General features: G+C 64.3%; 16 protein-coding genes. 12 read left to right on the top strand and 4 right to left on the bottom strand.

Annotated features, from left to right (window positions below):
* Positions 1-2 precede the first annotated feature (2 nt).
* The 3 genes from DP939_RS42750 to DP939_RS42760 are packed head-to-tail and all read left to right on the top strand — an operon-like array spanning position 3 to position 2,949.
* Positions 3-1,256 carry an ABC transporter substrate-binding protein gene (locus DP939_RS42750; protein ID WP_113986574.1) on the top strand — a complete coding sequence of 418 codons (1,254 nt, stop codon included), beginning with the start codon at positions 3-5 and terminating at the stop codon, positions 1,254-1,256.
* Positions 1,253-2,134 carry a carbohydrate ABC transporter permease gene (locus DP939_RS42755; RefSeq protein WP_199565786.1) on the top strand — a complete coding sequence of 294 codons (882 nt, stop codon included), beginning with the start codon at positions 1,253-1,255 and terminating at the stop codon, positions 2,132-2,134. The genes DP939_RS42750 and DP939_RS42755 overlap by 4 nt, the downstream gene beginning before the upstream one ends.
* On the top strand, positions 2,131-2,949 hold the full coding sequence (locus DP939_RS42760) for a carbohydrate ABC transporter permease (RefSeq protein ID WP_199565787.1): 819 nt from the start codon (positions 2,131-2,133) through the stop codon (positions 2,947-2,949). Before DP939_RS42755 ends, DP939_RS42760 begins: the two co-directional genes overlap by 4 nt.
* 1 nt (position 2,950) lies before the next feature.
* Here DP939_RS42760 and DP939_RS42765 read toward each other — a convergent pair whose 3' ends face one another.
* The 3 genes from DP939_RS42765 to DP939_RS42775 all read right to left on the bottom strand — a co-directional run bounded on the left by DP939_RS42765 (position 2,951) and on the right by DP939_RS42775 (position 6,339).
* On the bottom strand, positions 2,951-4,210 hold the full coding sequence (locus DP939_RS42765) for a pyroglutamyl peptidase (RefSeq protein WP_113986575.1): 1,260 nt from the start codon (positions 4,208-4,210) through the stop codon (positions 2,951-2,953).
* 1,065 nt (positions 4,211-5,275) lie between these two features.
* Positions 5,276-5,476, bottom strand: coding sequence for a DUF397 domain-containing protein (locus tag DP939_RS42770; RefSeq protein WP_113986576.1), 201 nt, complete (start codon positions 5,474-5,476; stop codon positions 5,276-5,278).
* Entirely contained in the window at positions 5,473-6,339 is an 867-nt protein-coding gene (locus tag DP939_RS42775) for a helix-turn-helix domain-containing protein (RefSeq protein ID WP_113986577.1), read from the bottom strand. The genes DP939_RS42770 and DP939_RS42775 overlap by 4 nt, the downstream gene beginning before the upstream one ends.
* Before the next feature lie 489 nt (positions 6,340-6,828).
* Here DP939_RS42775 and DP939_RS42785 point away from each other — a divergent pair, with 489 nt between their 5' ends.
* From DP939_RS42785 to folP, 7 genes are all read left to right on the top strand, one after another.
* Positions 6,829-7,242 carry an ATP-binding protein gene (locus tag DP939_RS42785; protein ID WP_113986579.1) on the top strand — a complete coding sequence of 138 codons (414 nt, stop codon included), beginning with the start codon at positions 6,829-6,831 and terminating at the stop codon, positions 7,240-7,242.
* Positions 7,239-7,568: a hypothetical protein gene (locus tag DP939_RS42790; protein ID WP_113986580.1), complete on the top strand. Its 330-nt coding sequence runs from the start codon at positions 7,239-7,241 to the stop codon at positions 7,566-7,568. Before DP939_RS42785 ends, DP939_RS42790 begins: the two co-directional genes overlap by 4 nt.
* 190 nt (positions 7,569-7,758) lie before the next feature.
* On the top strand, positions 7,759-7,908 hold the full coding sequence (locus DP939_RS46580; protein ID WP_158578983.1) for a hypothetical protein: 150 nt from the start codon (positions 7,759-7,761) through the stop codon (positions 7,906-7,908).
* A 74-nt stretch (positions 7,909-7,982) separates the two neighbouring features.
* Complete coding sequence (locus tag DP939_RS42795) at positions 7,983-8,303, top strand: hypothetical protein (protein WP_147268365.1); 321 nt, start codon at positions 7,983-7,985, stop codon at positions 8,301-8,303.
* 630 nt (positions 8,304-8,933) lie between these two features.
* Positions 8,934-9,248 (top strand): hypothetical protein, encoded by a 315-nt coding sequence (locus DP939_RS42800; RefSeq protein WP_147268366.1) that lies wholly within the window; start codon positions 8,934-8,936, stop codon positions 9,246-9,248.
* Between the two features lie 984 nt (positions 9,249-10,232).
* Positions 10,233-11,339, top strand: a complete 1,107-nt coding sequence (locus DP939_RS42805) for a hypothetical protein (protein WP_147268367.1) — start codon at positions 10,233-10,235, stop codon at positions 11,337-11,339.
* Between the two features lie 95 nt (positions 11,340-11,434).
* Positions 11,435-12,244: a dihydropteroate synthase gene (gene folP / locus DP939_RS42810; RefSeq protein WP_113986608.1), complete on the top strand. Its 810-nt coding sequence runs from the start codon at positions 11,435-11,437 to the stop codon at positions 12,242-12,244.
* A 180-nt stretch (positions 12,245-12,424) separates the two neighbouring features.
* Here folP and DP939_RS42815 read toward each other — a convergent pair whose 3' ends face one another.
* Positions 12,425-13,147 (bottom strand): GntR family transcriptional regulator, encoded by a 723-nt coding sequence (locus DP939_RS42815; RefSeq protein WP_147268368.1) that lies wholly within the window; start codon positions 13,145-13,147, stop codon positions 12,425-12,427.
* Positions 13,148-13,278: 131 nt separating this feature from the next.
* Here DP939_RS42815 and DP939_RS42820 point away from each other — a divergent pair, with 131 nt between their 5' ends.
* Positions 13,279-13,638: a plasmid replication, integration and excision activator gene (locus tag DP939_RS42820; protein WP_225878887.1), complete on the top strand. Its 360-nt coding sequence runs from the start codon at positions 13,279-13,281 to the stop codon at positions 13,636-13,638.
* Positions 13,635-13,925 carry a hypothetical protein gene (locus DP939_RS42825; protein WP_147268369.1) on the top strand — a complete coding sequence of 97 codons (291 nt, stop codon included), beginning with the start codon at positions 13,635-13,637 and terminating at the stop codon, positions 13,923-13,925. Before DP939_RS42820 ends, DP939_RS42825 begins: the two co-directional genes overlap by 4 nt.
* Positions 13,926-14,088: the final 163 nt, after the last annotated feature.

The raw sequence follows: 14,088 nt of genomic DNA on the forward strand, positions 1-14,088 counted from the left end.
ACATGCCGCGGATACCGATCGGAACCTTCGCGCTCGTCCTGCTCTTCACGGCCGCCTGCGGAGGCGGCGCGAAGACCCCCTCCGACAACGTCCTGCGGATCGCCATGGTCTCCCCAGGTGAGGCGCAGATCCGGGTCTGGAAGGACATCGCCGGGCAGTACGAGAAGGCCCACCCCGGCTCGAAGGTCGAGCTGAACTTCCAGAAGGACACCCTCTACCAGGCGATCGGCCTGCCCAGCCTGCTCAACGGCCGCCAGGCGCCGGACATCTACTTCGAGTGGGCGGGCGACCGGCTGCGCACCCGCGTGAAGGAGGGCTTCGCCGCCGACCTCGGCCCGCAGGTGACCGGCGGGCCGCTCAAGGGGCTCATCGCCGACTCCGCCTACAACCGGGTGAAGGTCGACGGCAAGGTGGTGATGGTGCCGTTCGCGGCCGACGTCACGAACGTGCTCTGGTACAACCCCAAGCTCCTCACCGACGCCGGGGTGCAGCCGCCGAAGACGTTCGACGACCTGCTCGCCGCCTGCGACCGGCTCAACGCCAAGGGCATCACGCCCATCGCCTCCGGCAACAAGGACCTGTGGCCCGCGGGCAACTGGCTGACCCACCTGGTCTCGCGCGTGGTCGGCGAGCAGTCCTACCACGACACGATGTCCGGCAAGTCCGGCCTGAACACGCCGGAGTGGGAGCGCGCCTTCGGCTACATCGCGCGGCTCAAGCAGCACAAGTGCGTCAACGAGAGCGCCAACGCCGCCAACGACAACGAGGGCGCGCAGCTCTTCTTCAAGGGCAAGGCCGCCATGCACCCGATCGGGTCCTGGCTGGTGAGCTGGGCCATCGACGAGGCGCCCGGCCTCGCGTTCGACTACGTCAACCTGCCCGAGATGCCGGGCGGGGCGGGCGACCAGTCCAGCGTGATCGGCGTCGTCACCGGCTACGTCGTCAACGCCAAGAGCGCCAAGGTCAAGGAGTCCGCGGAGTTTCTGGCCCTGGCCAACTCGCCCGCCAACGTGGCGGCGTTCGTCAAGTCGGGCACCGTCCCGTTGGCCAAGGGCACGACGCCGGACAAGGAGGTCGATGAGCGGACGATCCGGCTCGACGGCCTGCTCGCCGACGCCAAGACCGTCGTCTCGCCCCCCGACACCGGCTACGACCTCAAGCGCGCCGACGCCCTCTACCGCGCGCTGGCCGCCGTGCTCGGCGGCGCGAAGTCGCCGAAGGACGCGCTGGCCGAGGCCGCCTCGAAGGCCGGATGACCGTGCGCCCGCACAAACCCCTCACCCCCTACCTCTTCGCCGCGCCCGCCCTGCTGGTCTTCGCCTTCGCGGTACTGGCGCCGGTGCTCGCCACCGGGGCGTTCAGCCTCACCGAGTGGTCCGGCTTCGGGGAGATGACCTTCACCGGTCTCGGCAACTACGCCAGGGCGCTGGGCGATGACGTGTTCGTCGGCTCGTTCCTGCACGTCACGGTCTACATCGCGGTGACGATCGTGCTGGAGGTCGCCCTCGGGCTGGTGCTGGCCGGGGTGCTCGCGGCCCGCCGGGGCGGCTCGCCCTGGTTCCGCGTCGCGCTGTTCGCCCCGGTCATGCTGCCGATGGTCGTCGTCGCGGTGCTCTGGTCGTTCGTCTACAACGGCGACTTCGGCCTGGTCAACGCGTCGCTGTCGGCGATCGGCCTGGACGGGCTGACCCGCGTGTGGCTCGGCGACCCGGCCACCGCGCTGCTCGCGGTGTGCGTGGTGTCCGGGTGGGTGTACGCGGGGTTCTACATGGCGATCTTCTACGCGGCGCTGACCCAGATACCGCCCGAGGTCATCGAGGCCGCCAGGCTCGACGGCGCGGGCGAGGCCCGGATTTTCGCCCGGGTGAAGGTGCCGATGATCCGCAACGCGGTCGAGGTCTGCCTGCTGCTCTGCGTCACCGGCGGCTTCCAGACCTTCGACCTGTTCTACGTGCTCACCGGCGGCGGCCCCTACAACGCCACCGAGATCCCGACCACCTACCTCACCCGCGTCGTCTTCCGGGACGGCGAGGTCGGCTACGGCTCGGCGATGGCGGTCCTCATGACCGCGGTCGTGGTGATCGTCGGCATCGCGTTCATGCGGCTGCGCCGGGACAGGGGGGCCGAGGCGTGACCCGGCTCCCGCGCATGCTGGTCACGGTGGCCTTCACGGTGCTGTCCGTGGCGTTCTTCGTGCCGATGATCTGGATGGTTCTGTCCAGCTTCAAGACCAACGCGGAGATCTTCGCCGGGCCCTTCTCCCTCCCCACCGCCCTGGACTTCGGCCGCTGGGCCGAGGCGTGGCAGGTGGGCGGGATCGGCGGATACGCGCTGAACAGCGTGCTCGTCACCGCCGTGTCGGTGCTGCTGATCCTGGTGCTGGGCTCGGCCGCGGCGTTCGCGTTCAGCCGGTACGTCTTCCCGGGGCGCGGCACGCTGATGGGACTGCTCGGCCTCGGCCTGCTGCTGCCGATCCAGTCCTACTTCATCGCGCAGAGCCGGATGTTCACCGAACTCGGGCTCGGTGACACGCGCTGGGCCCTGATCGTGCCGTACACGGCCATGGGCCTGCCGCTCGCGGTCTACCTGCTCAAGGTGTACCTGGACGCGCTGCCCGGCGAGCTGTTCGACGCGGCCAGGGTGGACGGCGCCGGCGACCTGCGGATCTACCTGCAGATCGCCGTGCCGCTGCTCAAGCCGGGCATCGCCACGGTGGCCGTCTTCTCCGCGCTGTCGTGCTGGAACGAGTTCCTGCTCGCGCTCCTCTACATCCAGGACGACGGCCTGAAGACCATCCCGGCCGGGCTGCTCGCCTTCTCCAGCAGGTACGTCACGGACTACGGCCTGCTGTTCTCCGCGCTGTCGATCATCACCTTGCCGATGATCGTGATCTACCTGGTCTTCAACCGGCAGGTGGTCGCGGGCATCACGGCGGGCAGTCTGAAGTGAGTCATTCCCGGTTGGCCGCCACCAGCACGATGGAACGGACCTGGGCGATGATGTCCAGCCGGTTGCGGACGAAGTCCGGATCGGTGACCGTGCCCGTCCCCGGATCGGTGTTACCCGCGCCGAACTCCAGGACGGGCGTGTGGACATGGCCGCCCGGGATCTTCCGGCCGAGCCGGTCGCGCAGCAGCGTGGCCCGGTAGGCGATCTCGTTGGAGAGGTAGTCGCCGCCGCTCCCGCTGCGCGCGGCCGAGCCCTCGGTGGGACCGTCCGGCCGTACGACGGGGATGGTCTCACCCGCGGGGATCTCGACCACCAGGGTGTTGTCGTGCACCGGGAAGCGGCCGGTCGGGGCGGCCACGATGTCCTGGTAGGGGAGCGTGGTCACCGTCCACTGGGGCTGGGTGGCGGGGGCGGTCACCGGGACGAGGCCGGTCGAGGAGCGGTTCTCGTTGTCCGGGAACCCGCCCCGCCAGGCCGCGTTGAAGCGCTCGATGTCGAACTGGCCCGGCCGCCCCTGGCTCACCGTCGTGAACAGGTCGACGCCGCGAAGGTGCGGGCGCAGCGCGCGTTCCACCATGCCATCGGCGAAGTCGTCCCAGCGCACCGGGAAGACGGCGGCCTCGATCCGGACCAGGCCCGTCTTGGTCCGGACGGTGGTGCCGTCGAGCGCCAGGGCGGTGGCGCCGGAGGGGTTGCTGATGCGGACGTCCCGGTCCAGGGTGAACGGGTCGAAGCCGGTGACCAGGACCCGCTTGACCTTGGTGCCGGTGGGGAAGCGGATGGCGTCCTGGCCTCTGGAGGTGCGCTCCAACTGGGCGAGAAGGGCCTTCCGGCCGCTGTCGCCGAGGTCGAACGCGGGCCGCCACTGCCGCAGCGCGCCGGTCATCCCGAGTCGCGCCCAGTACAGCGGCCGGTCGTCATCCCTGCTCAGATCGCCGCTCGCGGGACCGTGCCCCTGCGCCCGATCGACCGCCCGCCGCCACAACCGCTGGCCCTGCGCGGCGACGACCCGCTCGGCGGCACGGTACGACCGCGCCCCGCACAGCGCCCGCGCGAACCTGGCGGCCACGCCATCGAACCCGGCCCGCCGCAGGATCTCTTGCGGCGCGGGACGACCGAGACGCTGCTCCTCGACGGTGAGCGGGACCTGCGTGTCCGTACATCTGACGGCCGCCGGCGTCGGCGCGGCGAACGCGGGCGGCGCGCCGCCGACGACGATCGAAACAACGCAGACGGCGACCTTGACCCGTAACCCTCGCACTCGGACTCCTCTGCCCGGCGGCGGCAATGGCAAGGCATAAGTCTCCATCCCGGGCGGGATCATGACAATAGCCATTTACCAGCCCAAACACGGATAATGCCCACCGCTCCGTTCCAACGCCGCCCAAAACAGCCCCACCCAGACCCTTGCGGGCCTCCACTTCGCGCAGGCGAAAAGGGCGTGGCCCTCGCTGCGCTCGGTCGTTTTCCCGGTGTCGGGCTTTGCCCGACGTCGATGCTGGTGGAGTGCCGCGTGCTCTGGCCTTGGTTCTCATACGGCAAGCCTTCTTCCTGCCGCAGGTCCGTCGTCGACCGTCATCGTGCCCGGCTTTTCGCGTGAGTCGTGGTCCTTCGCCGTAGAACACCGGGGTCGAACTCGCTAGGGGACCCATGCCTGATCATGGGGCTGATCTGCCACCTGACCTGCGAAAAGGGGTCCTCGTGTCCTTCGTGAATGTCTCACTGAGGCTCAGTGATGGCGGGTGCCAATCACTGTTCACGGGCCATACGCGGGCCAACTTCAACACTGTATTTGCCCTGGTCAGGGCCGTGGTGCGGGGGGTCGTTCGGGCCGGCGGTTCGTTGTGGGCAAGCAAGGTCGTGGGTGGCAAGCGGTGCAGCGCATCCGCCTCAAGCCACTCGTTAGGGGCCGCGTGGCCGGTGCTGGCGCGGACGGCCGGCAGGGTACTTCGCGGCGGTTGTCCCCCCGCTGGGAGTGCGGCGCGTGAGGGGCGGCGCTACCGTTCCCCCCACAATGCCCCCACCCACTTTTCCCCCTCACCCCGATAACGTGAGACTTCGCCAGGGGGGCAGGTTCCGGCAAGGAGGAAGCATGTCCCTTTCGCTCTTTGAAAGGGGCATGCGCCTTGCCGGGTTCTGACCCCCTGGCGCACAATGGCTCGCGTTGGGGTGAGGGAACGTGCGCTACGACCTTGACCCTAACGAAGTAACGACGCTCGATGGCCTTTGTCTCGCTAAAAGTCAAGCGAGGGTATGGCTGCCCGAAGGCAGGACTACCCGTTTCTAGGAGCTTCCAGGGAGGGCATTTTAAAGTGCCTATAGGGGCCTAACGTTCGATCTCGCCGGCCTTGATGCGGGCAAGGAACGTGCGCCACTCGTCCTGCCCGAAAGCGAGAATGCCACCTTCCGGGTTCTTGGAGTCTCGCACGAAGACAGACGGGGCGGAGGTGGCGATTTCGATGCAGTCTCCGCCGTTGGTGCTGTAGCTACTTTTTCGCCAAGTCAACAGGAGGGGGTCCGTCGTCACTGGGGGCTTCCTTTCGGGTCTTCCATCAACGTGGAGATCAGCGATGCCGACTCATCGGGGGGCAATGCCTGCTTGGCCAGGCGCTGGAACACGTCTGTGTACATGGTTAGCTCATGAGCATCTTCGAGCACAAGGCCGCTGGCCGCTTGCTCTAGATACACTATGGCGGGGTCAATCGGTAGCGGGAACTCCAGAATATTGAATGCGCCGTCCAGAGCAGGATGCGCTCCGCTTGAGAACGCCAGAACTTGGATCGTCACATTGGGGAGTGCGCTTAGCTCTAGCAGCTTTGCGCATTGTCCCATCATTATCTCGACGCCAAATTGTCGATGAAATATGGCTTCATCAAGAATGGCGTGAATGCTAAGTGGCGGATTTCGGGTCAGAAGCTCCTGGCGGCTAGCTCGTACATTGAGCTTTTCGGCGGTCTCGTCACTTCTTCCACTGGATATGCTTGTTGCCATGATTATGGCTCGGGCATACTCTTGTGTTTGCAGCAGCCCGGGAATCACCTGCGGCTGGAATGTAAGCAGTGTTGAGGCTTCTGCTTCAAGGCCGATATAGCTGTCGAACCCTCTCTTAAGAGTCTCGCGATGGCGATGCCACCATCCCTTTTGCCGTGACTGACGCGCCATAGTGGTCAGCTCGTCACGTAGCCTCTCATCGCGTATCTCGTATATGTCCAGAAGGTCCGATACGTCGCCATGGTGGACGCTCACCCGTCCTGTCTCTATGCGTGAGACCTTGGTCGGTGACCATCCCAGTCGCCCCGCAACATCATCAGCCTTGAGCCTGGCGGCTTCTCTCAGCCTGCGTAGCTCATGACCGAGACGGCGGCGACGTGCCGTAGGACTGCTGGTCATGGATTTCCCCTTCTGTCCACCTCTCAGTGTGGCCATGTCGCCCCACCTGCGCAAATGCGTGGGACTCCAAGATTCTTGCTTCGAAGCAATTGCGTGTACGCGATTGCTCATGCATGCTGGCAGCCTACTCGACGGCGGCTAGCCCTGGCTGGTCAATGAGGTGGGGCTGCACGCGTGTACTTGGAGGTCCTATGGACGAGTTAAAGCAGTACTCGCTCCTCGCTCGCCTCGGCTGGCAGCTCGTGGTGATGGGCGCGCTGATCGAACTGCGGTCTAGCCCCCATGAGCCACCCACGTTGCGGATCTTCCGCAGACGGGGGCAATGGGTTCCCGTGCGAGCGGACATGAGGGAGGGCCGGCCGGTCTTCCTGATGCCGAAGGCCAAGGTTGCGCCTCCACAGTGGCGGTCGGTGGAAGCGCGCTCCAGCAAAGCCGCCGTTGAGGTTCGTGACCTAGTCCGGTCTTCGGCCGGGAGGAACGAGGCTTGATATGTCGCGCTTCCTGGGCAAGGTGCTGCTTCCCGGGGCGGAGTCGTCGGTGCCCGTGGCGCGGGCCTTTGCGCGCTCACTCCTTGAGGTCCACGGATATGCCGGGGATGTACTGGCGGTGCTGCTCGTCGTCAGTGAACTGGTCGGGAACTCGGTCCAGCATTCAGACTCCGGGCGTGTGCCGGACGGCCGGCTGTGGGTGACGTTCGAGCGCGCCGGGTCGGTGCTACACGTCACTGTCGCCGATTGCGGAGCGGAGACGAGTGTGCCGGAGGTACGTCGTCACGTGGCTGACGAGAGCCAGCATGGGCGCGGCTTGGCTCTGGTCGATGAGTTTTCTGACAAGTGGGGCGTGGAAAAGATCGTCGCAGGTAGGGCGGTCTGGGCTGACCTGGAGCTTAAGTGGTCGGCATGACCGAAGCGGAAGAGCGGCGTCGCTGGTGGTCGGACGGTGAGATCACGGTTGAACTGGCTGAAGCCGGCGACCCGACATGGTTGCGATTGGTGGACACCTGCCGTGCGGGCACTGCGGTGTGGGTGAGCCGGGCTCGCTGGGACCTGTTCCTCGTACAGGTGAAGTCCGGCGAGTTCGTGCCGGACCTCATGATCGTCCGGTCGGACCTGGTCCTCATCGATGTGGGCGATGTCGTTCCCGACGTTGTGTTGCCACTGCTGACGACCTGGGAGCACTGGACGACATTCCTGGTCGCGATCCAACGCGGCGAATTCGATCACATATAGCCGCGCTTTAGCAGGCGCGGGAGGGAGGGATATGGACAGTCACAAGGGCGTGGGGCTGGACGTTGAACCGTCTGCGCTCGGGCCGGCATGGCTGCGGTTCTGGGAACGAGCGGACAGGACCAGTTGCGGGGTGCAGGTGTCGAGGCCCGGATTTGCGAAGTTCGTAACGGAGGTACGAGCAGGACACATCATGCCCGAAACCAATCACGGGCTGTTGGTACTGCGGATCGGGGATGCCGACCCTGACCGGTCGGGCGTGGTGCTCACAACGCCGGAGTCGTGGCGGACGTTCGTCACTCAGGCGTACGCGGGGGCGTTCGATCGCTTCCTACGGATGTGAGGCTGCGGCGGTTGCGGCGCAAGTTGAGCAGGCCGGCCGGTGCGGTGCCGGAGCGGCTGGAAGGAGGGACGTACATGAGCAGGAACACCCTGGCGTCGCCGGGGATCGTGGTGGAGTTGTCGGCGCTTTCTGCCGACTACGTGCGGGTGCGGGAGACCGCTGACCTCACCAGTAGCGGGGTGCTGGTGTCACGGCAGCACTTCAGCGCGTTCATGGCCGGCGCGTTATCCGGGGAAGTGCGGCCGGTGGAGCTGGGTGACCTGGCCCTGGTCAGGATCGGCGATCTGACCGAGCGGTCCCCATGGCTGGTGACCACGCGTGAGTCCTGGGACATCTTCCTCACGCGCGCAACGCAGGGCGAGCTGGATGACTTCATTCTGCGGCGGCGGATGTGACCTCTACTTCGGCCGGGTCGTGCTGGTGGTGTCGCGGCCTGGCCGACTGGTTACCGGGTGAGAGGGGGTGGTCAATAGGTGATGGGGAGGGCTGGCCGGCCGCAGGATTCAGTCAGCTCTCCCGTAAGGGTTTTCACGGAGTTAGCGGACCCTCCCTGGGTGTTTGGTAGCTCCCGATCGGGGAGGGTCCGTGTACTCGTGCCAATGCGTAGGGTCGGCGGGTCTAAATCGATCGTGTCAGGCGTTCGATTCACGGACGGTGGAAGATGCAGCGCAGGCTGACCGATGAGCAAGCAGGGGAGATCCAAGAGGTTGCGGCGCAGGGCTGGAAGCCGGGGGACGGACCTCGATTAGCAAAAAAGTTCGGCGTATCCAAAAGCACCATCTACGACGTGGCCTTTGGGCGAACCTACCTGCCCGGGCGGCCTGGGGTGGTACGGGGTGAGGCTCATCCGTTCGCACGACTGACTGAGGAGATTGTTCGGACGATCAGACACGATGCGGCGGATCGCTCTCGGGGTTGGCTCGTGCGGTTGGCGCAGAAGCACAGCGTCCCACAGAGCACGATTGCAGACGTGGTACACGGCAGGACATGGGTACATGTGCAGACTTCGGAGGGAGCTGCCCGGGATGACTGAGCGGCCTGGTCTGCGGTTAGAGCCTGCGATGTGGCCGGGCTGGTGGCGTGTGTGGGAGAACGCCGACGTTATGCATGGCGGTGTTCTCCTCCCACAAGAGCGGATGGGGCAGTTCTTGGCCGGGGTCGTAGCGGGCACGGTGCGCCCTGAAACCCTGGTGGGGCTGATGCCCATCTTGCGTATCCCTGTACCCGACGTGTTCGTGCCTGGCTCGATGGCCTATCTCTATACCACTTCACAGGCGTGGGCGACGTTCGTTGGCCGGGTGAAGCGCGGTGAATTTCTTGAGCTGATGCCGGGGGGCTGATGCTTCGGCAGGGCATGCGGCATGCCTCGCTGAAGGCCGTGCCAGTCGGCGCGGCAATGTCCACTGATTGGAGGTGATCTATGGTGACATCGGCGTTCAGGTGACTTCCTTGTGTGCCTCACAAATTCCACACAGACTCCGCTCTGAACGCTGGGAAGACTGCGCACTGCCATACCTCCCCGGGCCGAACCACCGGCCTGGGGAGGTTCTTCTATATGGGTACGAGATAGATAGCGCCGACGTGACGAACTGTGCCTCCGTTGGCTGAGCTGTGTACCGGTACCGGGAGCCGGCCGCTGTGGCGCGGAACCGTCAGGATCGATGTGACGAACTGTGCCTCCGTTGGCTGAGCTGTGTACCGGTACCGGGAGCCGGCCGCTGTGGCGCGGAACCGTCAGGATCGATGTGACGAACTGTGCCTCCGTTGGCTGAGCTGTGTACCGGTACCGGGAGCCGGCCGCTGTGGCGCGGAACCGTCAGGATCGATGTGACGAACTGTGCCTCCGTTGGGTGCGATGGGTGCCTGTGCCAGTGCGGGGCTCCGAGAGGAATGAGGGCTGGCGGAACATGGCCATCGGCTCACGCCCGGCTGCCGCCTGCGTCCCATGAATTGGACCGACTCCAATGCGCGATTGGCGGACGCGGTCAGATTGGGGCCGCGAGCACGAGGTTTCGCTATGCAATCAGGCTGCCGGGAGTGCTGACTGGGATGCCCACTTACGACTTAAATGTCCTTATATGTGAGGGATCGTGTGATTGCCCGGGCGCGCGGCGGCGCGGCCGGGACCGGCCGCCAGGCCGCATGCCCGGGCCGCTGGCCGCCTGGCGCGCTCGGGCGGCGCGCAGCGCCGCCCTTGATCTCTATAAGAACAATTCGGCAAATCGGGCGTGCCGTGGCGAAGTCTGGGCTAAGGCGCTTGATCGTGGAGAACAACGGTTTAGAGTGGCACCTGTCGATGAACTCGCTAGGGCGAAGGGATAGGCGTGGCCGACATTGCTGGAGCGAGCCAGCGACCACAAGGACGTTTCGGTCCCAACATAAGCACGGTTCTGGCCGAAACGCCCAAACGTGGACGTGTTGGGGTGATCACCGAGCATCTTCAATGGCTGATCGGGCAAGACGGGCATCCATGGATCCATGAGCTGTCCGTAATCGCCGTAGAGCAAAAACTTACGAACACTGTCCTGCGCGACGTCGTGTCAGATGTCGCATGGCTGAGCCGAGATGCCGGAGAGCCCATCCCGGAGGAGAACAAAAGCATCCCCTCGGGGGTGGATCGGGACGTTTACCGGCTCGTAGAAATGTATGCAGTCGCACAGCGGTTGCGGTTCGACTTTCTGTTTCAGCAGCTATATGATCGCTGCCGCGCATGGCTGAGCGAGACCAGTGACGCGCTGATTCTAAGCTGTGCGGCGATGGCTGCGATGGGGTTGCGGCACCCGGATGGGCTGGATCTATACAAAAAGGCGATTGAGGCACCTGACGCGGACAAGGTGGTACGTCACGTTGCCCTCACGGCAGTATGGATAGGTCAACATATCCCGGAGCAAGCATCCTTGATGCTTAGCCTGTGCTCAGACATGATCAGTAAGGGAGAGAATGACGCCAACTTATACTTTAGGCGCTGTCGTGCATGGACACGTCTAGCGCGCTACGAAGAGGCTCTGGACGACATCTTTCGGGCTATGCATATGCTCGGCCACAGCCAAAATGCGATCCACCAGGATTACGTTAGAGAGTGGCAGATCATCCTGAGCCACATGGAGCAGGAAAGATCGCTTAAGACCGTCGTCGAAAAGTACGGAGACGAGGTCAGGGAGCGCGCTCTCAATCAGGTGGACGACATCACCAAAGAGCTGGACGAGAAGTTAGCGAAGGCTGAGCGCTTAGTAGCGGAAAATCAGTTGCAGCTTGTTCAAATCCTCGGCCTCTTTGTCGCGCTTGCTGCCTTCCTTATTGGTGGTGGTGTCACTATCGGGCAAGCCAGCGGGTGGATACAGGGGCTTATCACAATCGCCGGGCTGGCGGTTGGATCGCTGCTCTTTTTCGCTATGCTGCGCTGGACGATTCAATACAAGAGGAATAACTAGTGGGGCCTGGCCTGCGACCCTTTATACCGCAACTCGTTGCACCGGTGCGGACAGTAGGGCGACGAACGTTCGATTTCTCACGCCATGTGACCGTGATGGCCATCCTTAACCGCACTCCAAATTCCGGACTCGATCCCGCTTCGACGCTGGACCTCGATGATGTGGTGCGAAGGGCAGAGGAAGCGATATCGGACGGGGCAGAGTGGATTGACGTTGGGGGCCGTTCGTTCAGAGCTGATCAGCCCCCGCTGTCAGACCAGGAAGAGATAGAGCGCGTGGTGCCTGTTATCCGGGCCGTGCGGGACAAGACTGATGCGGTGATCTCGGTCGATACACACCTTCCCGCTGTGGCGCGTGCGGCCCTGGAGGCCGGGGCCGATGTGGTCAATGACACCAACGCGCTTCGCACGCCCGGAATGGTGGAGATCGTAGCCGGCTCCGGTGCGAGTGTGATCATCACGCACAGCGTAGGCGGACCGCACCATCATGTGCCCCGACCAACGTACGGGGACGTGGTGAAGGAGGTGGCGGAGTTCCTACGTGAGCGAGTGGAGTATGCGCAGGCCCATGGCGTGCCACCCGAACGGATATTCATCGACCCCGGGCATGATCTGAACAAGAACAGCGCTGACTCGCTGGAGCTTACGCGGCGACTCGATGAGATAACGGTGCTCGGCTACCCCTGTATGGTTGCCGTGAGTAACAAGCACTTCATTCGCGAGACTCTGAATGCGCTGCGCGGCGTATCTTTGCTTGAGGGAACCATTGCAGTCAATACCATGTCCGTGTATCAAGGTGCCCGTCTGGTTCGGGTGCATGACGTAGCGGCCAACGTTCAGGCCATGCGTGCGGCGGAGGTTCTAGTTGGATTGCGGGAGCTGGAGCACCCACAGCACAATATGTAGCAAGTTGTGGGCGACCGGTATGACTTCGGGTTAAGAGGTCAGGCTGGTGGCGCTTGCCCGTAGGCCACTTCATTAGAGGGCGCGACTGCTGGCGCTTGCGCCGGCGTTCTGAGTGGTAAAACTAAGAAACGTGACGGCCCATGAAGGCCGTCACGTTTCGTGTCCGGATGAAGAAACGTTTCAACCGGCGCTGATGTCCTGCTTGCTGGAGATGAGAACGCGGTCGGCGCGGATGGTGATGCGCGATATCGCGACGGGCGTATCTCCGGCATGGTGCGTGCGTTCAACAGTGATGACCGGCACTCCTTGTGGAATGGCCATTTGGTGGGTTTCCTCGGATGTAGGCATCCGAGCTGACGTGTCTTCTTCCACCGTGGTTACCTGTGTGCCGATACTGGCGAATCGTTTGATGACGTCCGGCGCGTTCATGGGGTTGGTCTCTGGCCGGGTGATGGGTGGCTGGTCGAGAAGCCTTTCGTAGTGCTCGGTCACTTCGATCGGTTCATTGCCGATAGTCCAAGTCATCAGGGCCTTGCTGACCCTTGCGGGCAGACTCAGATCAAGACACCATGCGATGTCATTTGAGGCGTCCACCTCCGACAGCTCGACCGTGAGTGTCTGATCGACTTCGGTGTTGTCGGCCGGCCGGAACTCCTGTCCGTTGCGGACCAGGCGGCGGATGAGATCGCGGTTCGCGACAAAGCTTCCCTTGCCTTGCCTGCTGACGATCAAGCCTTGCTGCCGTAGCCGCGAGATCACCGCACGAGCGACATTGCGGGAGATCTTGTACAGCTCCTCCAGCTCGCGCTCACCAGGGATGCGATCACCCGGGCGTAGCTCACCTGCGGCTATCTGCGCGCTGATCCTGTCGGCAACGACCACGTACATCGGTGTGACGGACATCACACCCCACCTCCTCAGCTTGCTTCACCTACAGTGTAGACCAACACCACTTAGTGGGTTAACCTACTAAGTAGTTGGACCGAGAGAGGAGCGCGTTGATACAAGGACCGATCCCCCTGGAGTTCGAGCTGGTGTTCCCGCACGGTGCCTACGCGGTGGGTGTGGTGGAGCCGGTGAAGGACTTCGACCGCAGTACCAAGGAGCGGATCGTTCAGGCGGTGGACAGGCACACCGGTCTCCCGGTGTGGCAGATCCTCGTCATGGACGCCGACCCGGCCGCTAAGGCGGCTCAGAAGACGGTGGCCGTGAAGATCAGTAGCGCGACTGAGCCGCAGTCGCCGCCGCTGACGCCAGAGAACCCGATCGTTTCGGTGGAGTTCGATGGCATGACGGTGACGCCGTACGTTCACCAGGCAACCGGACGCCTGGCCTACTCGCTGCGGGCTTCCTCCATCCGTCCGTCTCGCACGAGGGCGGGGGCGGGCTCATGAGGACCGAACGACAGCCGTACACATACTGCGTGATGAGCGAGCGGCCCGGCAAGATCCATCGGTCGGTGTCGTTCTATGACGCCAGGCTGCGCATCTCCACGGGCGTGGTGGAGGACTACCGGCCGTACCTGACCATCGGTACCGACAGTGCCGAGATGACGGTGAGCACCACGGGTGGCGGGCCGGTGACGCTGGCTGACCTGGAGCTGGCAGAGCGGTTGGTGGCGGCGGCACGTGACTACCGGTCGAAGTGCCGCGCGGCCTACACGGGGGCTCTGCCGGCCTAGGGCGGCGGGCACGAGATAGGGGGCTGACCGGCGGGGGTCGCCGAACAACGCGGGGCTTCGGCGGCCCCTCTCCCCCCGATGCTCACGGCGGCGAGCCGTGATCTCTGAGCTTCGTGCATTCAAAGGAGGCGTTAGCTGGTGTTACGGCGATTGCCGGGCACTG

It is taken from the genome of Spongiactinospora rosea (assembly GCF_003315795.1).
GTDB lineage: Bacteria > Actinomycetota > Actinomycetes > Streptosporangiales > Streptosporangiaceae > Spongiactinospora > Spongiactinospora rosea.